The organism is Achromobacter spanius (assembly GCF_039673305.1).
GTDB classification, from domain to species: Bacteria; Pseudomonadota; Gammaproteobacteria; order Burkholderiales; family Burkholderiaceae_B; genus Achromobacter; species Achromobacter spanius_F.
In genome coordinates, this window is the sequence record NZ_JBDJLJ010000011.1 from 78,012 (window position 1) to 95,613 (window position 17,602).

Below are 17,602 nucleotides of genomic sequence, written 5' to 3' on the forward strand. Positions count from 1 at the left end.
CGCGGAAGACGCCTGTGCGCACGAAACGCGCCTTGTCGACCGCTGCCCGCCGTGTGGTGTCTGCGGATACCGCATTGTCGCCGCAGCAGCGGCGCTTCGTGGAGGAGTTCGCTGCTGGCGGCTTCCTGAACCAGACCAAGGCCTACGAGGCCGTTTACACGGCGCGTGGTGCGGCAGCCGTCAGTGGCGCATCCCGCCTGCTAGCCCAGGCTAACGTCGCCGCCGCGGTGCAGACCATGCGCGACAAGCTTTCGGCACAGCTGGAGGTCACCGCCAAGCGTGTGCTCGAGGAATGGGTGGCGATGGGCTTTTACGATCCGGCCGACCTGGTGGTCACGGATCCGGCCACTGGCGAGGTGCGCGACATCACCAGCCCGCGCGACCTGAAGTTGCTTCCGGAGCAGGTGCGGCGCTGCGTGATCGGCTGGTCCTGGGACCGCAACGGCAACTTCACGCTCAAGCTGGCGCCCAAGACGCCCAACCTGGAGCTGATCGGGCGTCACCTGGGCATGTTCGTAGAGCGCAAGGAGCTTCGAGTGGGCGACTTGGACAAGAAGTCCGATGCCGAGCTGGATGCCGCGATCGCGCAAGCTGCCCAGGAAATCGCCCAAGCCGAAGGTGTGCCCGTTGAAAAGGTACTCGCCCAGCTGCGCGCGGCCGGCGCCGGCACCGGGGCGACGATGCACTGATGTCCAATCCGCGCGTGATGTTGGCCAGGGCGCTGCAAGAGCGGGCCTGGCGCGCCAAGCGCAACCGGCTCAAGTACTACCGGCCATACGCGAAACAGAGGGAGTTCCACGCACAGGGCGCCGCATACCGCGAGCGCCTTTTTTCCGCTGGCAACCAGCTGGGCAAGACGTACTCAGGCGCGTACGAGACGGCCATGCACCTGACCGGGCGCTACCCGGACTGGTGGGAAGGCAAGGTTTTCCAGAAGCCTACGGCGGGCTGGGCGGCCTCGGTGTCTGCGGCGCTGACACGGGACGGTATGCAGCGCCTGCTGCTGGGCCGGCCTGGTGTCGAGAGCGACCGCGGCACCGGCGCCATCCCGTCTGACGCCATCAAGGAAGTAGCGCCGCTCGCAGGCGTGCCGGGCGCGGTGTCCATCATCGTGGTGCGCCACGGTGGCGGCGGCGATGTGCAGGCCGGCGAGAGCGTGCTGGGCTTCCGGAACTACGAGCAGGGCCGGGCGAAGTTTCAGGCGGAAACCCTGGACTTCGTTTGGCTGGACGAGGAGCCGCCGCACGACATTTACATGGAGGCCATCACCCGCACCAACACGACGTTGGGCCCGGTGTACATGACCTTCACGCCCCTCATGGGCATGTCGGCGACGGTCAAGCGCTTCCTGATCGACAAACACACCGGCACGGTCGTGGTGTTCATGGGCATCTACGATGCTGAGCACTACACCCGCGACCAGGCCGACGCGATCCTGGCCAGCTATCCGGACCACGAACGCGAAGCCCGCGCTTACGGCAAGCCGGTGCTGGGTTCGGGCGCGGTTTTCCCGGTGCCGGAATCCAGCATCGTGGTGCCGCCGTTCAACATCCCGGACAGCTGGCCGCGCATCTGCGGCCTGGATCTTGGCTGGGATCACCCGACGGCTGGGGCCTGGCTTGCGCACAACCTGGACGCCGACATCGTTTACGTCTACGACGTCTACGCCGAGAGAAAGCAGCCGGTGTCCGTGCATGCCAGCGCGATCAAGTCGCGCGGCAAGTGGATCCCGGTTTCATGGCCGCACGACGCCCTGCAGGCGCAGAAGGACACCGGCATTCCGATGCGGGATGCCTACCTGGCACAGGAAGTGGCGATGCTCCCGGAGCGCGCGCAGTTCGAGGATGGCTCGAACGGCGTGGAAGCCGGCATCCAGATCATGCTGGACCGAATGATGACCGGCCGGTTCAAGGTGTTTTCGCACCTGGAGCTGTGGCTTTCCGAGTACCGCACCTATCACCGCAAGGACGGCGCCATCGTGAAGATCGACGACGACGTCATTTCCGCATCGCGCTATGGCGTGATGTCCCTCCGCTTCGCACGAAATAACGTGCCCGCAAACTTCAAACGACACCGGGAATCCTGGCGCGCATGAATACTTCCGTTACCGGCTTCCGCCTCCTCGATGGCAGCAGCGGCGCGGCCGCGCACGCCCGCGATCAGGCGCCGGCCGACGCCGGCGCGCTGTCCGTGTCTCAGCTCGAGCGCTGGCTGGACGAGATCCGCAATCAGCCGAGCTGGCGCCGCGAGGCCGACAAGGCCTGCGACTACTACGACGGCAACCAGCTGGACGCGGAGACGCTGGCACGGCTGGACGAAAAGGGCTTGGGTCCGCTGGTCACGAACCTCATTCAGCCCACCGTGAACGCCGTGCTGGGCATGGAGGCCAAGACCCGGACCGATTGGCGGGTGGGCGCGGATGACGACCAGTACCAGGACGTGGCTGAGGCGCTGTCGGCCAAGATGCACGAGACGGAGCGTGAGGCCCAGGCGGACACCGCCACATCGGACGCCTACGCCGGCCAGATCAAGGCTGGCTTCGGGGTCGTCGAGGTGTCCCGCAACAGCAACCCTTTCAACTATCCGTACCGCGTGACTAGCGTTCCGCGCTCCGAAATCTACTGGGACTGGCGCAGCCGCGCCTTGGACTGGAGCGATGCCCGTTATCTGGTGCGCAAGAAGCGGTACGACGCCGACCATATCGCCGCGTTCTTCCCGCAGCACCGGGAGATGATCCTGGCCGCGGCAGGGTGGCGCGACTGGGCGGACTACCTGACGACCGAAGCTCGCATGTCGGCGGACTTCTTCAATGACATCGGGCAGGGCACGCGCACGACGTGGGATGACCTTGACTGGCGAGATGTCGAGCGCCGGGTTGTGACGTGCTTTGAGGTCTGGTATCGGGTCTGGGTGCGCGGCCTGGTGCTGGCGCTGCCTGGCGGTCGCACCTTGGAGTTCAACGAGCAGCACCACGTGCACCGCGCCCTCGTCGCTTCGGGCGCCGTACAGCCCAAGCTGGCGGTCTACGACAAGATTCGCTGTGCCTTCCACATTGGCCCGATCCGCGTGCAGGACCGTGCGACGAATCGCCGGCGTTTCCCTTACATTCCATTCTTCGGCTACCGCGAAGACCTGACGGGCGTTCCCTACGGCATCATCCGCGCCATGCTTTCGCCCCAGGATGAGGTGAACGCACGCGCCGCGCGCATGATGTGGCTGATGAACAGCCGGCGTACCTTCATCGACTCGGACGCCCTGGACGATAAATACAACACGATGAGCGACGCCAACCGGGAACTGGGCCGGTCGGACGCGTTCGTCGTGACGAACCCCAATGCGCGCCGCGTCGGGAGCAATATCAAGGTCGAGACCAACTTCGACCTGTCCCAGCAGCAATTCCAGGTGATGCAGGAGCGCAAGCAGGCGATCCAGGAGGCCGCCGGCGTGTATGCGGCCATGATGGGCCAGCAGTCGAATGCCAGCTCAGGCCTGGCCATCCAGTCGCTGGTGGAGCAGGGCGTCACAACGCTGGCAAAGATCAATGACAACTACCGGATAGCCCGCCGCGGCGTCGGCAACGCGCTCCTGGACCTGATCAAAGAGGACACGACCAACCAGGCGGAAATCCTGGTGGACAACGGGACGGTCAAACGCAAGGTGGTGGTGAACATCCCTCGCAAGGATCCCGTCACCGGGGAGGCCTACAAGGAGAACGACGTGCAGACGGCGCCGGTCAAGGTCGCGCTGTCCGACGTGCCCAGCACCCCGACCTACCGCGCGCAGCAGTTCGCGGCCTTCTCCGAAATCCTGAAGTCCATGCCGCCCAACATGCAGGCGCTGCTGATCCCCTTCGCGCTGGAAATGTCCGACTTCAGCAAGCGCAAGGACATGGCGGCGTTCCTTCGCGCGCAGCTGGGCATTCAGGCCGACCCGAACTCGCCCGAAGCCCAGGCCGCCAAAGAGCAGGCCAACCAGGCCGCGAATGCTCAAGCCGAGGCCGCGATGCAGGATGCGCAGTCGAAGATCGCCGAGCGCCAGGCCCGCACTGAAAAGCTGCTGGCCGAGGCGGGCAAGATCCGCGCCGAGGCGGGCGCTGCCGGCGACACCGACACGGTCAACCAGGTGGACGGCGCGCTGGCGCAATACCAGCAGGAAATGCAGAGGCTGCGCCAGCAGCTGGCCGACCGCACCAACGAATGGCAGACCCGCCTGCAGCAGACCGCCATGCACGAAGAGGCGGAGACCGAGCGCGCCCGCATCCGCGCCGAGGCGCAGACAGGCGGCGCACAGATGCAGGAGCGGTTCCAGCAGCTCACCGATGAGGTGGACCAGGTACTGGCCCGCCTGGGCACGCGCCAGCCCAGGGCCGCGTAGCGCACCGACACGAATTTCCCCGCCCAGGGACACGGGCAATCCACAGGCCCCCGCCGAGAAATCGCCGGGGGCCTTTTTCGTTTCAACCCACGGACCTATCCGAGAACTAGGAGCAGGAAGACATGAGCACGGAAAACACGACGGAAACTCCCATCGAAAACCTCGATGCGGTCTTGCGCGACCCCCTCAGCTTGTCGGAAGACGCGTTGGCGGCGTTGGTAGGAGGGCAGGAAGCCCCTACCGATGCTGGCATGCCGTCGGCCGCAGATGACGCTGCGGCCACGGCCGCAGGCGGCAAACCCCAGGGCGATACCAGCGGTGCAGCGCCCGGCACCGGTGAGGGTGGGAAGCAACAGGAAGCCGCCGCTGCGCCAGAGCAGGGCGATGCCGTTGTGCAGGCGAAGGACGGCAAGCACGTCATTCCGTACCAGGTGCTGCAGCAGGAGCGCGAACGTGCTATCCGCGCTGAGCAGATGGTGCGCGACCTGACCGCGAAGCTGGAACTGGACCAGGCCGCTGCCCAACAGGGCAAGGCTACCAAGTCGCTTGATCTGAACGAGATTGTCGACGAGCAGCTGCTGGAGCAGCTTCGCGAAGAAGCTCCCGACGTCGCCAGCCGGATGGACAACCTGATCGCCCTGGCCAAGAGCCTGAGCGAGCAGGTGGACGCCGGCAGGCCGGCCGCCGTGGAAGCCGAAACCGCGCGGCGCGAACAGCAGGTGCAGGCGCTGGTGACCGTCGAGGACACCATCCAGTCCATCCCCAAGCTCGCACACCTCCGTGCCACTGACCCGGCCGCATTCAACGAAATCGCCGAAATCGACTCCATGCTGCGCACCCGCCCGGCATGGAAGGACAAGCCGCTCTCGGAGCGGTTTGACGCGGCGGTTCGCATGTTTGAGGTCGAACGCGGAACGATCGAGCTGCCCAGCCAGGCCAAGGCCGCGGCGGGGCAGCAGCCAGCCGATCAAGCCGCGCGCGTTGCGCAGGCCGTTGCAGCTGCGACGGCTCAGGCATCGGGTCCTTCCACGCTTTCCGATATCCCTGGTGGCCAGCCGGCCGCCGGGTCGCAGGCCGACGCCATGACGGCGCTGTCGGGCAGTGCCCTGACGGACCATTTCATGAACTTGTCGCCGGAAGAAATCGAAGCGCAGCTGGCGCGCCTCTCTTCGTAAATCCCACGAACTGGAGGCTTTATGTCCCAAACTACTGTTCCCGTTGGCTCGCCGCTCGCGCGCAAGGTCTTTGGCGCGGCGCTGTTCGCCAACACTCAACGTCAGCCCTCGCTGATGAACAACCTCACCGGCGCTGCGCCGAAGCAGTCGGCGGCCGAGGCGAAGCTGAAAGGCCAGACCAGCCCGGATATGCCCCTGGTCCGCGTAACCGACCTGACGAAGTCTCAGGGCGATCAGGTGAGCGTCGACCTCATCAACCAGACCGGCGGCAAGCCGATCATGGGCGACAAGCAGGCCGAGGGCAAAGGCGAACGCTTGGATATGTCCAGCATGGACATCCGGATCGACCTGGCCACGAAGGTGGTGGACGCCGGCGGCAAGATGACCCAACAGCGCACGGTGCACAACCTGCGCGGCTTGGCCATGGCGAACCTGCAGGGCTGGTTCCGCCGCTTCAATGACCAGTCCACCATCGTGCACCTGGCGGGCGCGCGCGGCTCCCAAGTGGGCACGGACTGGGTGGTGCCCATGACGAGCGATCCCGATTTCGGCGAAATCATGATCAACCCCGTCAAGGCGCCGACCTATAACCGCCACTGGGTGGCCGATGGCACGTCGCTGGTGCAGGGCGGCCAGGGTCTGGGCTCGATCGACACCACGGACACTTTCAAGCTGGAGCACCTGGACCACCTGGGCGCGATCATCGACGACATGGAGTTCAAGCTCCAGCCGATCAAGATCGCGGGCGATGCCGCTGCCGATGACGAGCCGCTGTATCTGCTGCTGGTCACGAACCGCATGTGGCAGAGCATCCTGACCAACACCGCGGCCAACAGCCTGCAATGGCGCACGTTCCTGCAGAATGCCTGGAACCGCGCCTCGTCGTTCACCGGCCCCAAGAAGCACCCCCTGTTCACGGGCGAGGCCGGCATCTGGCACAACATCCTGGTGCGCAAGATGGACCGCGCCATCCGCCTGAACCCGGGCGATTCGGTCCAGTACTGCACCCAGGCCGGCCAGGCCACGGCCGCCGAGGCCTCCGTCACGATCCCGGCCCTCCAGCCCGGCTACAGCGTCGATCGCGGGATGCTGCTGGGCGCGCAGGCGCTGGCGCACGTCTACGGCAAGAACCAGGGCTCCGATACCTACGCCAACTGGATGGAGAACCGCTACAACTTCGAGCGCAATCTCGAAGTGGCGGGCGAAGTCATGTGCGGCAAGGCGAAGCTGCGCTTCTCGGTTCCGGACGCGCGCGGCAACAAGATCCCGACGGATCACGGCGTCATGGTCCTGGATACCGTCGTCAACCTCAACACCTGATCGGCGGCGGGCGGCCAGGTGGCCGCCTGCTCCGGTTGAACTGGAGAAATTCATGGATCGCTACTCTTCCGACTACAACGCGAAGCCCCTGCACACGCAGGCCTTCGGCAATGCCTGGGTGGAAACCTATGGCTATCGCGCCGCGGCCGGCGTGGCGGACAAGATCTACCTGGGCGTCATTCCTGCCGGCGTCGTGGTCACCGCCCTTCGGCTGGTGACGGATGCCGCCGGCGCTGGCGTGAAGGCTGACCTCGGCTTCGAGCCCTATGACGCCTCCGAAGGCCCGCTTGCCGACCCGGACGCCTGGCTGGCCGGCGCCGATATCGCCACGGCGGGCAACGTGGATTCCGCGGCCCATCCCATCTTGTTCAAGCGTCCGGTCAAGTTGGTCGCGACGATCAGCGGCGCGGCATTCACCGGCACGCCGCAGCTGACTGCCGTGGTCAGCGGCCAGATGGTGGGCGTCGCCTAAGCCCAATTCGGGGCTGTCTCGCCGCATCAAGCGGCGTTCGGGGCCGGGCGGGTGACCGTCTGGCCCCACCTTTTTGGAGTTCCCATGGAACAGGACAATCCGATCCCGATCATGTACATCGGGTCGAAGGACCAGAAGAAGGACACGGTGGCGGGCACCGGTCTGGTGTGGGAGCGCGGGCAGATTCACTTTGTGCCGCCGCTGATCGCCATCAAGCTGACGCCCTACAAGGACGTATGGCGCGAAGCCTGGGACGAGGCAGAAGACAATCCGGCCAGCGTTGGCATGGTGCTCACGACCCAGCAGCATCCCGGCAGCGCGCCGTCGCGCGATCAAAGCCAGGTGCCGCCGTTCAACATGCCGAACCTGCAGGGCATGAAGAAGGAAGACCTCCAGACGTTCGCCCTGGGGCAGTTCAACCATCAGCTGGATGGCGCCCTGAAGAAGGACGAAATGATCCAGCAGATCGTCAGCCTGGCCAACTCGCGCGCGGCTGGTGAGCCCACCTAATGGCGGCCCTCGCAGATTTCGAGCGGTTCGTCCTGCCCATGGTCGAGGGAGCGCCGGCGCCGGCGATTGAGGACGCCATCCTTGATGCAGCCGTCGAATTCTGCACCCGCACGCGCCTGCTGCGCACGTTTCTGGACCCTCTGACGCTGGTGCCGGGCACGACCGAATACGAGCTGGACCCGCCCGAGGCGGACAGCCAGATCGTCGACGTGACCGCGGCCTGGCTCCCGGAAGGGCCGCTGGATCCGGCCACCCGGCCCGAGCTGGAGGAGCTGTTCCCCGACGGTTGGGCATGGCGCCAGGTGGGCACGACCGCCGAGGTGCGGCGCTTCTACTGCCGGCTGCCGGGATTCGTGCAGCTCGTACCAGCGGTCACGGTCAAGGCGCCTCGAGCGCTGCGCCTGGAGGTGGCCTACGCGCCGACGCGGGCCGCGCGCGAGCTGCACGATGTGTTGCTGAATCGCTACGCCGAGCAGCTGGCCAACGGCGCGCTGGCGCGCCTGCACCAGCACAAGGCTGGCTATGCGGATGCCGGTCGGGCCTCTGCATACCTGACCGCGTTTGAACAAGCGTGCAATGGCCTGGCCGACGAGGGCGCCAGGGGCTTTGCCAAGCGGCGCATGCGCACCGGTGGAGACGAATTCCGATGAAGGTATCCGATGTGCTCGACCGCGCGCGGACCATCCTGCAGGACGCGGACGCCGTGTACTGGGAGGACGACGAGCTGCCGAAGTGGCTGACCGACGCCCGCCTGGAGGCGTACAGGCTGCGCCCCGATATCTACGAGGCGTCGGAGGAGTTCGCCTGCGCCGCCGGCACCCGGCAAAAGCTGCCTGGCGGTGCGCGGATGCTCTTTGATGTGCCGCGGAACGTGTCCGCGACGCGCCAGCGCGCCATCACCGTGGCGGATGCCGGCGCCCTTGGCCGTGTGCGGCCCAACTGGCGCGGCCAGGCGGCCGCACAGGAAATCCGCCACTTCCTGTATGACGAGCGCAGCCCCGGCCAGTTTGATGTGTATCCGCCTGCGCGCGCCGGCGTCGTGATTGAGTTGTCCTACGCGAAGCTGCCGGCAGCCGTCACGCACGACATGGGCGACACGGAACTGGAGGCAGAGGGCGAATACGCCCCGGCCCTGCTGGATTACGTCCTGTATCGCGCCTTCCTGAAAGAGGCCGACACGGTTCCAGCCTTCCACCAGCGCGCGGCGCAGCACCTGGCCGCCTGCCACTCCACCCTGACCGGCGACGTCACGGCCAAGGCGATGACGAGCCCCAACGAGCAGAAATAGCCCATGGCTACGACCAAGATTCGACTGGTGCAGGGCGACACCGCCCCGCAGCTGCAGCTCTCGCTGACCGACCAGCGCACGCGCCGCGCGATCGACCTTTCCACACCAGGCACAACGGCGCGCTTGCTGTTCCGCGAGGTGGGCGCCGATGGCGTGAAGGACGAAATGCCGTGCTTCCCCATCGCGGGCTATGTCGATCCGGAGACGGGCGAGGTGGACTTCCAGCCGCCGTACGACGTGGCCGGCCGCGGCGGGCGCCTGGCGATGGACTGGTCCGCCACTGCTCTGGACACGGCCGGGGAGTTCGAGGGCGAGGTGGAGGTGACCTTTCCCGATGGGCGCGTCCAGACTGCGTTCGCCATCTTGAAGTTCCAGGTGCGGGAGCAGTTTTAGCGTGACCGGCCCCGTCCATATTGAATTCGAGATCGTCGCCGCGACGGTCGACGCCTCGGGCACGGTCGTCGTGCGTGTGGATGCCGTCGCGGATCCTCTGGGCCTGAACCCAATCCTGCGCGATCTGGGGCTCGCGGTGGACTACTTCCGTCTGATTCGAGTCCTTGCGCGGTACGACGTCGCAGCTGCGGTCGATTGGATGTCAACCGAGGTGGCGAACACGCGCCGAGACCGCGCTGCCGCGGTGGATCAGGTCGGTGTCGGAGTTCGCTTCGCTGGAGATGACCGCGTGGCCTCCTTCGACGCTATCTCCCTGGCCTTCGTACAGCGATCCATCGCCGCCTCCCAGGACTGGACGCGACAGCGCGTCAACGCGGTGCGCATTGACGCTTCCGTGGCCGTCGACGTACTGGCGCTGGCGGTGGCGCGCTATCGCCGCGACACCGTTGCGTCTCATGACTCCGGGCAGGTGGTGCTGGAGAACTACGCCTTGGACTATGCCGACGACTATGTCGGCGACGCCACATCCTTTTGAGAGGAAGAAACCATGAAGAAAATGCAGCACCGCTCTGGCACCCTGTGCCGAGGCGACCTGGAAATCCTCGCCTATCGCGGTCGCACGGGGAAAACTGAGCGATTCCTGATCAAGAACCTGTTTACCGACGATGGCCTGGCCTACTTGGCGGCGCGTGCCGCCGGTGAAGCCGTGGACGTCATTTCCCATATGGCGCTGGGTATCGGCACGACGCCCGCCGCTGGCGGCGATCAGACCTTGGTGTCCGAAATCGCGGGCAGCCGCGTGCCGGTGACGGTTTCTGGCACTGGCACGGAACGCCTCTACTCTGCGACATTCGGCGAGAACGTAGGCTCCGGGCCCGTCACCGAGGCGGGCCTGTTCAATGCCGCCGTTGGTGGGATGCTGACGAACCGGTCGGTGTTCGGGGTGAAGAACAAAGAGCCCGAAGATGTGTTTACGATCAACTGGACGCTGGCGCATCAGCGCGGGTAAGCCATGGGCCGACTTCTCACTCTCCGGCGCAATCTTTCGCGCCTGCTGACTCGCAACGAGGTCGACGACAATTTCGTGGGCGTCGCCACTGACTTCACAGGAGAAGTGGATCCGGCAACGCTTGAGGGAGCCTACGTACTGCCCTATATGAGGTGGGCTGATATCGGGACCGGCTGGGTTCGGCGCCGTAACGTCGCGAACGACGCCTGGGTCAATGAGCAGCGCCTGCATCGCGCTTCGCTTGCTATCTTCGGTGCGGATGAGGTACCAGTTGAAGACGTTGGGCCCATCTGCATTGTGGGGAAGGGCTACGCGGAATGGGATAGCGCCGGCGGGGGCTACCGGTTGCGGTCCGGTCCGGCGGTTGGAACACCTGGTCATTGGCCTCTGCGATCGTCTATACCTGCCGGCCAAATCCCACAGGACGGCCAAACGGTTCCGCGAGCAACCTATCCAGATTTGGCTGCCATGGTGATTGCCGGCACGCTACCCGTCGTGTCTGAGGAGACGTGGCAAAGCGACCCGACGCATCGGGGTAAGTACACCCTGGGCGATGGAACTACGACAATCCGCCTGCCGGACCTCAACGGGAAATCGGCTGGGTCGCTTGGGGCTGTGGTGTGGCGCGGCGATGGGGCTATGTCCGCGGCGACGAATGGTCTCATTCAGCGGGATGCGTTCCAGGGGCACACGTTTGGTACCCCAGGCGCACCCCTCGGTACGTACGGCATTAATTCCAATGGGCTAAACCCTGGCGGTCTTGCTTTGGCCTCTATGCGTGGGGATAACGCGTCCGTAGCGCCGATCTTGACCAACGGTACACACGGCACTCCACGCGTCGCGTCTGAAACTCGCGCACTGAACGTTACCGGGGTGTGGACCGTCCACGCCTTCGGGGCAGTCGTAAACCCCGGGTCCGTCGATGCCGCGCAACTGGCTACCGACCTTGCCGCAACGCAGTCCCTGCTGGCGTCCACGCGTGCAGATCTCGCGACGGCGCAAAGCCAATTATTCGGTGTCGGGCAGATCATTCGGCCTCGAACCACGGTTATCCAGGCGTGGTATCAGAACACGTCAACTCGTCCGATCCTGGTTGGCGTGACTTTCATGGGCACCGGTGCGGCGAACGTCGTTACGGCAGGCTATTTGAACAGCGTCGGTAGCACAAGCGGCATGAGGTCGGTTCACTACGATCTGACTTCGGGCGCGGGCGCGGGTACTAGAAATGGGTTCAGCTTTATGGTTCCACCCGGGGTGTGGTGGATGGTGGATGCCGTAAATGCCACCGTCAACGAAGCGTGGGAGTACTCCTGATGCAGACATTCAAGGACGCCGACACCGGCCTCGTATGGTGGTTTAACGACGATGTGGCCGCTGAAGAAGTCGGCGGAGTTTGGCGGTTCGTCTTTCCTGGTGATGAGCATCCTTCGAACATCCCCTCGTCGCTTGTGCCGTGTGAGGCTCCGGAAGAGTTGCCTTTCGCATCGATTGTCCCGGTCGTGTCCCGCTTCCAGGGGCGCGAGGCGATGCACCGCACGGCCCACGGCGACGGGACGTTGTTCGAGGCTGCTGAGGCCGTGCTAGCGGATCCCGCCACGCCGGCGATGTACCGCCGGGCCTGGGATGATCTACAAGAATTCCGCCGCGACAGCGAAATGCTGGCGGCGATTTCCGGCATGCTGGGATTGACCGCTGCGCAGGTCGACGCGCTGTTCATTCTGGCGGCGAGCATCAGGGCGTAGGTCCACCGCGACATCGGGGCGACCATGCCCCAAAAAATTGGAGAAACAATGGCGGAACCAACAAGCACGGTCGGCGCTGCGGTGGCTACGGCATCAGGCGTTCTATTCGCGGCGCTCCTGCCGGGCATCGACAGTGGCGCGCTGATCGGCGCCTTCGCGGGCGCCGCGGTGTTCATGATGCACAGCCGCGAGTTGGGTGTAGTGCGCCGCCTGGTCTATGGCCTGGTGTCGTGGTTGCTGGGCTACTTCGGCGCCGGCGAACTGAGCCGCGTGACGGGCGTGAACGAAACGGTGATTACTGGCTTCGTCGCCGCGGCCGTGGCGGTGACCATCGCGGTCACGGCCATCGAACGGATCAAGACGTTCGATATATCGGTTCTTTGGAAACGGGGAGGCTGATATGCAAATGCCCGCACTCGCTTTTGACCCCACCGGCCACCATTTGGTGGCCTTTCTTTTTGTCGCGGTGAACCTTTGCACTGCCGGGCGGCTGATGTGCTACCGGCGAAAAGGCGCGCGGTATCGCCCGGGCATGTCCGCGATCGCCTACCTCTTGGCGGTCTTCACGGGCGGGCAGGGCCTGGACGTGCTGATGCGGCAGGGCCAGTTCGGCCCTTGGGCTGGGGGGGTAACGCTCTGGCAGCTGGGCATCGCGGTGCTGCTTGCGATCCTGGTGTTCCGAGCCCGCGGCAATGTCGCCGCCATCGGCAAGCCGGCGCGGGCGGAACTCCGATGAGGGAGGCAATCAAGGCTTTCACCGGCATGCTGCCGCGCGTGGAACCTCACCTGCTGCCGGCGGGCGCGAGCCAGGACGCCCTGAACTTGAACCTGCAGCGTGGCTCCCTGGTGCCCTACAAGGAGCCGGCCAAGGTGGCCGACCTGGCCAAGGTGGGCACGAAGCTGGCCATTTATCGGTTCGGCCGTGGAATCGACGACGACGCACGGTATTGGTTCCACTGGCTCAATGATGCGGATGTGGCGCGCGGCGCAATCCCGGACGACGCGCAGGAACGGACGTACTTCACCGAAGCCGGCCAGCCGCCGCGGGTGACCGATTCCACCATGGCCACGGCGAACGACCTGATGCCCACCGCCTGGTACCGCCTGGGAGTCCCGGCGCCGACGTCGCGCGCTACCGTGACTATCTCGGAGCAGCCGGATCCGCCTTCCAGCCTGGAGCGGCAATCCTGCCTGTTGGCCTACACCTTTGTGTCCGCCTGGGGGGAGGAGGGGCCGCCGAACGAAGTGAGCGATCCGTTCGATGCCGCGACGGCCGATACGTTGAACGTCATCAACCTGGAAGGGCCGCCGGCGGGCGAATACAACATCACGCTCAAGCGACTCTACCTGTCCACGACGGACGCCACGGGAACCGCCATCCTTCGATTCTGGAAGGAGATTCCCGCCGGCGCCGTGACGTTCAGCGACGAAGTCGATTTCACGATGCTCGGCGAGGCATTGCCAGAGCGCGCGCTGGTGCCGCCACCGGACGACCTGTTCGGCCTGATGGATCATCCTGCTGGCTTCATGATTGGATTCTCCGGAAAGCGGGTGTACCGGTCGGAAGTGTTTAAGCCCTTCGGCTGGCCCTACTACTCGCCCGTGGCGGACGAGATTGTGGGCGGGGCCATCATGGGGCAGGCCACGGTGGTGTGCACCAAGGGCGATACCTACCTGGCGACCCAGGCGGACCCGGTCACGCTGACGCCCGTGCGGCTGGACGGCAACCAGCCGTGCGTCGCCAAGCGGACGATTCGGGCGTTCAAGGGCGGCGTGGTCTATGCGTCGCCTGACGGCCTGGTCATGGTCGACCAGACAGGCGGTATCGCCCTGGTTACCGAGGAGCTGCTGACGCGGGAGCAATGGCAGGCCTATCGGCCCGAGTCCATGCACGCCAATGTGCACGACAGCCGGCTGTTTTGCTGGTACGACACCGGCGCCCAGCGCGGCGGCCTGATCTTCGACCTCACTCGAGGGGCCATGTCCATGACGCGCACCGACGTCTACGCCACCGCGTCGTATTCGGACGGGCGACGGGATGAGCTGTTTCTGGCGCTGCCTGACGGCGACGTGCACAAATGGGCGGGTGGATCGGTGCCGCTCGCCATGCGCTGCGTGAGCAAAAGATTTCTGCTCGAGCGGGCGCAGAACGTCGGCGCCGCCCAGGTGGTGGCTGCCGCCTACCCTGTGACGTTCCGGCTGCGCGCAGTGATCGAGGCCGTGGGCGGCCCGCGTGAGGTGCTGGTTGAGCACGTCGTGCGCAGCGGCCGCCCGTTCCGGCTTCGGGGCAACTACCGCGCGCGCAGCTTCGAATTCACGCTCGAGGGCACGGCGGCAATCACGGAGGTCACGGTGGCGTCGACCTTAGGCAACGTCACGGCGGTCTAAGCATGGCGACTTCCCAACGATCCGGCCTCCGATACACGGACCTGCCGGCGATCGAGGCTGCCCAGCTGCCGGGCAACCCGGCGGCGACGCGCGCGCTGGAGCAGATGCGCATGACGCTGGCGACGCGCTTCGGCCAGGGTGGCCAGGCTGTCGACCGCGCCGTCACGTGGGGCGACCTGGTCGAGAACGGCATCGTCACGATGCGCGGCGCGGACGGCAAGCCGATCCTGATCAAGAATCCAGGCGGCGCGTTCCAGCCCAGCACGCCGCCCGTCGTCGACGGAATCCCGCCTGCGCCCACCGGGTTTAGGGTCACGCCGGCCCTTGGCGCCGTGGTGCTGGAGTGGGACAAGCCGAACTTCGCGTACTTTGGCTACGCGGAGATTTTCCGCGGTACCACGGACAACCAGGCGCAGGCGCTCAGCGTCGGGCAGACGACGGGGTGGGTTTACAGCGACCCCGTCGGCACGGATGCCAACACGACCTACTTCTACTGGATTCGGTTCGTCTCTGTTGGGGGGAAGATCGGCCCCTTCAACGACGTGGGCGGCACTGCCGGCGCCGTGTCCCTGGACCCCGCCTACTTGATCGACGTGCTGGCGGCGGCCGGCGACCCCAAGGCGCTGCTGTACGAAATCCATGAGCCCACGGAAATCAACGGCGTGCCGGTTCCCCCGGGCATCTATATCCGGAACCTTTACGTGGCCAACGGATCCATCAGCACGCTGCAGCTGGGCAACGCCGCCATCACCGATGCCAAGGTGGCATCGCTGTCCGCGGCCAAGGTGACATTCGGGGAAATGAGCGGCGACCGGATAGCGGTCAACTCCCTGAATGCGGACCGCCTGACGGTGGCCTCGCTGTCGGCGCGCCTGGCGGTCATCACCGACGCCTACGTCAAGACCGCCAACATTCAGGACGCGGCGATCACCAACGCCAAGATCGCGAACCTGAGCGCCGACAAGATCACGGCCGGCGTGCTCAATGCCGCCCGCATCGCCGCCAATTCGATATCGGCAGATAAGCTGAGCGTGACGTCCCTGTCTGCCATCACAGCGACTATCGGGCTGCTGCGCACCGCGGCCAGCGGCGCCCGCCTGGAGATTCGGGACAACCTGCTGCTGGTCTACGACGCTGCCAACGTCCTGCGCGTGCGCTTGGGGATCTGGTAATGCCGGTAGGAATTGAGACGTACGGCCCGAATGGGGCGGTCCTGACGTCATACACCAGCAAGATCGCGCGGCAACGCGGGGTCTTTTTTACTGGAACGTCGAATGGATCGCTGAATTTCCCGGAGCTGGCTGACGGCATACCGTGGATCGCGACCTTTCCCATGGGCTCACCGTCGCATAGCAATGCTCCGGACATCAGGCGGGTAGGGACCACGATCACTTGGCAATTCGTTTCTGGAATGCCGGGCGATCGCGTTTCGGTCAAAGTCGTGTACGGGGTCAGGTGATGGCTGCGGGATTTCAGGTGCTATCGGGCGCGAGCGAGCTGATTGTCGACAGCTCGTCGATCAACATGTTCCTGCGCCACGCCGGCGTCGCAAACACCGATGTCACGGTGCCGGCGATCGACCCCGTCGTATTCATTCGGCCGCTCGCGAACCCCTGCTATCTCAGGCTGGCGAATCTGGTGAACGGCCAGTTGCAGTTGTCATTCCGGAACACCTGCGAGTACTACGTATTTGACCGCCCCGTGGAGCCCAGCTTTCTGGACGCCTTCAACGAGGCCGGCACGCAAATTTTCACCGCGGCGCAGCGGCCGCTGGACATCATCGGCAGCGTCACCGTTCCAGCCTATTCCGAGGCCTACCGCATGGCCTACCAGGACGGCTGGACATATAGCGGATTGGTATCAGGAAAGTACGCCTACAACCAGTCCTTTGTCCGGCAAGGGTTCAACTGCCAGCAGTACCTTGGCGGCGGGTGGATTTCCTACCTGATGCTGGAAGCGCTGGCGCCCACGGCGAACGGCTTCTGGGCAAGCTATCCAGATCCCGCCGGCACGTTCATCGGGTGGGCGCCGGTCTACGCAAACGCCTTTGTTTCATATTCGCCCAGCGTGGAAGTGTCGATCATCGACGTCGCGGGCATCCTCTAACGCAGATCATTGGGAGCAGTCCTTGAACAAGGAAATCGAAAGCGTCATCTTCTCCAACGTCGGCAACCGGCTGACGCAGGAGCTGGCCATGGGGCTCGTGATGAACCTGGCCCAGATCCTGCACCAGACGGTGCAGGCCGAGCGACAGGCGGCGGCCAGCGCCGCGGCGGCGGATGCCGTGGACGCGGGCGCCGAGGTGGCCGGGGAAACTGTGCCCAGCGCGAACCACGCTGCGCCGGCCGCGATCATCGACCCCGCCTACCAGCGCAAGCCGTCGCCCAAGCGGCGGCCACGAAAATCGCCCGCCGTCCCCAAGGCGGCGGCGAGCACCAAGCCCAAGAAGGCGCGCCAATGAGCGCGCCTTTTTTTGACCCTGCGCAGGCCTTGCGCTGGATGCGCGGCAACCAGGCCGCGGTGGACTTTCTGCGGCTGGCCTTCCAGGCTGCGCACCTGTGGGACGACCTGATCGACCGCGACCAGGTGCTGGATGACGAGGCAATCAACGATGGCATGTTCGCTGCCCTGGTGCTGCTGCCCCGCAACCCGTTCTACCGCGCCAACTTCGAAACGCTGAATTCGATCCTGGCCAACGCCAGCACCAACTGGCGGGTCGCGACAGAGCTGGAGCGCGCCGAAGGTACGGCGCCCAAGCGGATCGCCTACGTGCTGCGCGCCGCCTACGTGGACCTGGTCACGCACAGCGCGCTGCTGTTGGGCGGGCCCCGGTGGGCACGGGACGTGGGCGTGGAGCTGCGGCAGCAGACCGAGCCCTGGGGCGAATACCTGACCAACCTTGAGGCCGAGCGGGCCGCGCGGGGAGATTGA

The 17,602-nt window shown here is 65.5% G+C and carries 21 protein-coding genes; all 21 read left to right on the forward strand.

The window, feature by feature from the left end; translation table 11 throughout:
* Positions 1-32 precede the first annotated feature (32 nt).
* The 21 genes from ABE485_RS12205 (at position 33) to ABE485_RS12305 (ending at position 17,602) form a co-directional block, all read left to right on the forward strand.
* A complete protein-coding gene (locus tag ABE485_RS12205; protein ID WP_346515558.1) occupies positions 33-689 on the forward strand; it encodes a terminase small subunit in 657 nt (218 codons plus the stop codon).
* A complete protein-coding gene (locus ABE485_RS12210; protein ID WP_346515559.1) occupies positions 689-2,095 on the forward strand; it encodes a terminase large subunit domain-containing protein in 1,407 nt (468 codons plus the stop codon). Before ABE485_RS12205 ends, ABE485_RS12210 begins: the two co-directional genes overlap by 1 nt.
* A complete protein-coding gene (locus ABE485_RS12215; RefSeq protein WP_346515560.1) occupies positions 2,092-4,374 on the forward strand; it encodes a hypothetical protein in 2,283 nt (760 codons plus the stop codon). The genes ABE485_RS12210 and ABE485_RS12215 overlap by 4 nt, the downstream gene beginning before the upstream one ends.
* A 122-nt stretch (positions 4,375-4,496) precedes the next feature.
* Positions 4,497-5,549: a hypothetical protein gene (locus ABE485_RS12220; RefSeq protein WP_346515561.1), complete on the forward strand. Its 1,053-nt coding sequence runs from the start codon at positions 4,497-4,499 to the stop codon at positions 5,547-5,549.
* Positions 5,550-5,570: 21 nt separating this feature from the next.
* On the forward strand, positions 5,571-6,869 hold the full coding sequence (locus tag ABE485_RS12225; RefSeq protein ID WP_346515562.1) for a DUF4043 family protein: 1,299 nt from the start codon (positions 5,571-5,573) through the stop codon (positions 6,867-6,869).
* 52 nt (positions 6,870-6,921) lie between these two features.
* On the forward strand, positions 6,922-7,341 hold the full coding sequence (locus ABE485_RS12230; protein WP_346515563.1) for a hypothetical protein: 420 nt from the start codon (positions 6,922-6,924) through the stop codon (positions 7,339-7,341).
* A gap of 84 nt (positions 7,342-7,425) precedes the next feature.
* Complete coding sequence (locus ABE485_RS12235) at positions 7,426-7,851, forward strand: hypothetical protein (protein ID WP_346515564.1); 426 nt, start codon at positions 7,426-7,428, stop codon at positions 7,849-7,851.
* On the forward strand, positions 7,851-8,501 hold the full coding sequence (locus ABE485_RS12240) for a hypothetical protein (RefSeq protein WP_346515565.1): 651 nt from the start codon (positions 7,851-7,853) through the stop codon (positions 8,499-8,501). Before ABE485_RS12235 ends, ABE485_RS12240 begins: the two co-directional genes overlap by 1 nt.
* The gene (locus tag ABE485_RS12245) at positions 8,498-9,139 is read left to right on the forward strand and encodes a DUF6682 family protein (RefSeq protein WP_346515566.1); all 642 of its coding nucleotides are present in this window, start codon (positions 8,498-8,500) and stop codon (positions 9,137-9,139) included. Before ABE485_RS12240 ends, ABE485_RS12245 begins: the two co-directional genes overlap by 4 nt.
* A 3-nt stretch (positions 9,140-9,142) precedes the next feature.
* The gene (locus ABE485_RS12250; RefSeq protein ID WP_346515567.1) at positions 9,143-9,532 is read left to right on the forward strand and encodes a hypothetical protein; all 390 of its coding nucleotides are present in this window, start codon (positions 9,143-9,145) and stop codon (positions 9,530-9,532) included.
* A 1-nt stretch (position 9,533) separates the two neighbouring features.
* The gene (locus ABE485_RS12255; protein WP_346515568.1) at positions 9,534-10,067 is read left to right on the forward strand and encodes a hypothetical protein; all 534 of its coding nucleotides are present in this window, start codon (positions 9,534-9,536) and stop codon (positions 10,065-10,067) included.
* A 12-nt stretch (positions 10,068-10,079) separates the two neighbouring features.
* The gene (locus tag ABE485_RS12260; protein WP_346515569.1) at positions 10,080-10,541 is read left to right on the forward strand and encodes a hypothetical protein; all 462 of its coding nucleotides are present in this window, start codon (positions 10,080-10,082) and stop codon (positions 10,539-10,541) included.
* Positions 10,542-10,544: 3 nt separating this feature from the next.
* On the forward strand, positions 10,545-11,855 hold the full coding sequence (locus tag ABE485_RS12265; RefSeq protein ID WP_346515570.1) for a phage tail protein: 1,311 nt from the start codon (positions 10,545-10,547) through the stop codon (positions 11,853-11,855).
* Positions 11,855-12,283, forward strand: coding sequence for a hypothetical protein (locus ABE485_RS12270; RefSeq protein WP_346515571.1), 429 nt, complete (start codon positions 11,855-11,857; stop codon positions 12,281-12,283). Before ABE485_RS12265 ends, ABE485_RS12270 begins: the two co-directional genes overlap by 1 nt.
* 48 nt (positions 12,284-12,331) lie before the next feature.
* Entirely contained in the window at positions 12,332-12,682 is a 351-nt protein-coding gene (locus tag ABE485_RS12275) for a putative holin (protein WP_346515572.1), read from the forward strand.
* Positions 12,683-12,689: 7 nt separating this feature from the next.
* The gene (locus tag ABE485_RS12280) at positions 12,690-13,019 is read left to right on the forward strand and encodes a phage holin family protein (RefSeq protein ID WP_346515573.1); all 330 of its coding nucleotides are present in this window, start codon (positions 12,690-12,692) and stop codon (positions 13,017-13,019) included.
* Positions 13,016-14,671 (forward strand): hypothetical protein, encoded by a 1,656-nt coding sequence (locus ABE485_RS12285; protein ID WP_346515574.1) that lies wholly within the window; start codon positions 13,016-13,018, stop codon positions 14,669-14,671. Before ABE485_RS12280 ends, ABE485_RS12285 begins: the two co-directional genes overlap by 4 nt.
* 2 nt (positions 14,672-14,673) lie before the next feature.
* Positions 14,674-15,843, forward strand: a complete 1,170-nt coding sequence (locus ABE485_RS12290; protein ID WP_346515575.1) for a hypothetical protein — start codon at positions 14,674-14,676, stop codon at positions 15,841-15,843.
* A gap of 286 nt (positions 15,844-16,129) precedes the next feature.
* Positions 16,130-16,777: a hypothetical protein gene (locus ABE485_RS12295; protein ID WP_346515576.1), complete on the forward strand. Its 648-nt coding sequence runs from the start codon at positions 16,130-16,132 to the stop codon at positions 16,775-16,777.
* Positions 16,778-16,799: 22 nt separating this feature from the next.
* Positions 16,800-17,132 (forward strand): hypothetical protein, encoded by a 333-nt coding sequence (locus ABE485_RS12300; protein WP_346515577.1) that lies wholly within the window; start codon positions 16,800-16,802, stop codon positions 17,130-17,132.
* Positions 17,129-17,602, forward strand: coding sequence for a hypothetical protein (locus tag ABE485_RS12305; protein WP_346515578.1), 474 nt, complete (start codon positions 17,129-17,131; stop codon positions 17,600-17,602). The genes ABE485_RS12300 and ABE485_RS12305 overlap by 4 nt, the downstream gene beginning before the upstream one ends.

Excerpts from the sequence above, each read along its gene's own strand:
- ABE485_RS12210 (WP_346515559.1), top strand. The coding sequence starts at position 689 with ATGTCCAATCCGCGCGTGATGTTGGCCAGGGCGCTGCAAGAGCGGGCC.
- ABE485_RS12215 (WP_346515560.1), top strand. The coding sequence starts at position 2,092 with ATGAATACTTCCGTTACCGGCTTCCGCCTCCTCGATGGCAGCAGCGGC.
- ABE485_RS12220 (WP_346515561.1), top strand. The coding sequence starts at position 4,497 with ATGAGCACGGAAAACACGACGGAAACTCCCATCGAAAACCTCGATGCG.
- ABE485_RS12225 (WP_346515562.1), top strand. The coding sequence starts at position 5,571 with ATGTCCCAAACTACTGTTCCCGTTGGCTCGCCGCTCGCGCGCAAGGTC.
- ABE485_RS12230 (WP_346515563.1), top strand. The coding sequence starts at position 6,922 with ATGGATCGCTACTCTTCCGACTACAACGCGAAGCCCCTGCACACGCAG.
- ABE485_RS12235 (WP_346515564.1), top strand. The coding sequence starts at position 7,426 with ATGGAACAGGACAATCCGATCCCGATCATGTACATCGGGTCGAAGGAC.
- ABE485_RS12240 (WP_346515565.1), top strand. The coding sequence starts at position 7,851 with ATGGCGGCCCTCGCAGATTTCGAGCGGTTCGTCCTGCCCATGGTCGAG.
- ABE485_RS12245 (WP_346515566.1), top strand. The coding sequence starts at position 8,498 with ATGAAGGTATCCGATGTGCTCGACCGCGCGCGGACCATCCTGCAGGAC.
- ABE485_RS12250 (WP_346515567.1), top strand. The coding sequence starts at position 9,143 with ATGGCTACGACCAAGATTCGACTGGTGCAGGGCGACACCGCCCCGCAG.
- ABE485_RS12260 (WP_346515569.1), top strand. The coding sequence starts at position 10,080 with ATGAAGAAAATGCAGCACCGCTCTGGCACCCTGTGCCGAGGCGACCTG.
- ABE485_RS12265 (WP_346515570.1), top strand. The coding sequence starts at position 10,545 with ATGGGCCGACTTCTCACTCTCCGGCGCAATCTTTCGCGCCTGCTGACT.
- ABE485_RS12270 (WP_346515571.1), top strand. The coding sequence starts at position 11,855 with ATGCAGACATTCAAGGACGCCGACACCGGCCTCGTATGGTGGTTTAAC.
- ABE485_RS12275 (WP_346515572.1), top strand. The coding sequence starts at position 12,332 with ATGGCGGAACCAACAAGCACGGTCGGCGCTGCGGTGGCTACGGCATCA.
- ABE485_RS12280 (WP_346515573.1), top strand. The coding sequence starts at position 12,690 with ATGCCCGCACTCGCTTTTGACCCCACCGGCCACCATTTGGTGGCCTTT.
- ABE485_RS12285 (WP_346515574.1), top strand. The coding sequence starts at position 13,016 with ATGAGGGAGGCAATCAAGGCTTTCACCGGCATGCTGCCGCGCGTGGAA.
- ABE485_RS12290 (WP_346515575.1), top strand. The coding sequence starts at position 14,674 with ATGGCGACTTCCCAACGATCCGGCCTCCGATACACGGACCTGCCGGCG.
- ABE485_RS12295 (WP_346515576.1), top strand. The coding sequence starts at position 16,130 with ATGGCTGCGGGATTTCAGGTGCTATCGGGCGCGAGCGAGCTGATTGTC.
- ABE485_RS12305 (WP_346515578.1), top strand. The coding sequence starts at position 17,129 with ATGAGCGCGCCTTTTTTTGACCCTGCGCAGGCCTTGCGCTGGATGCGC.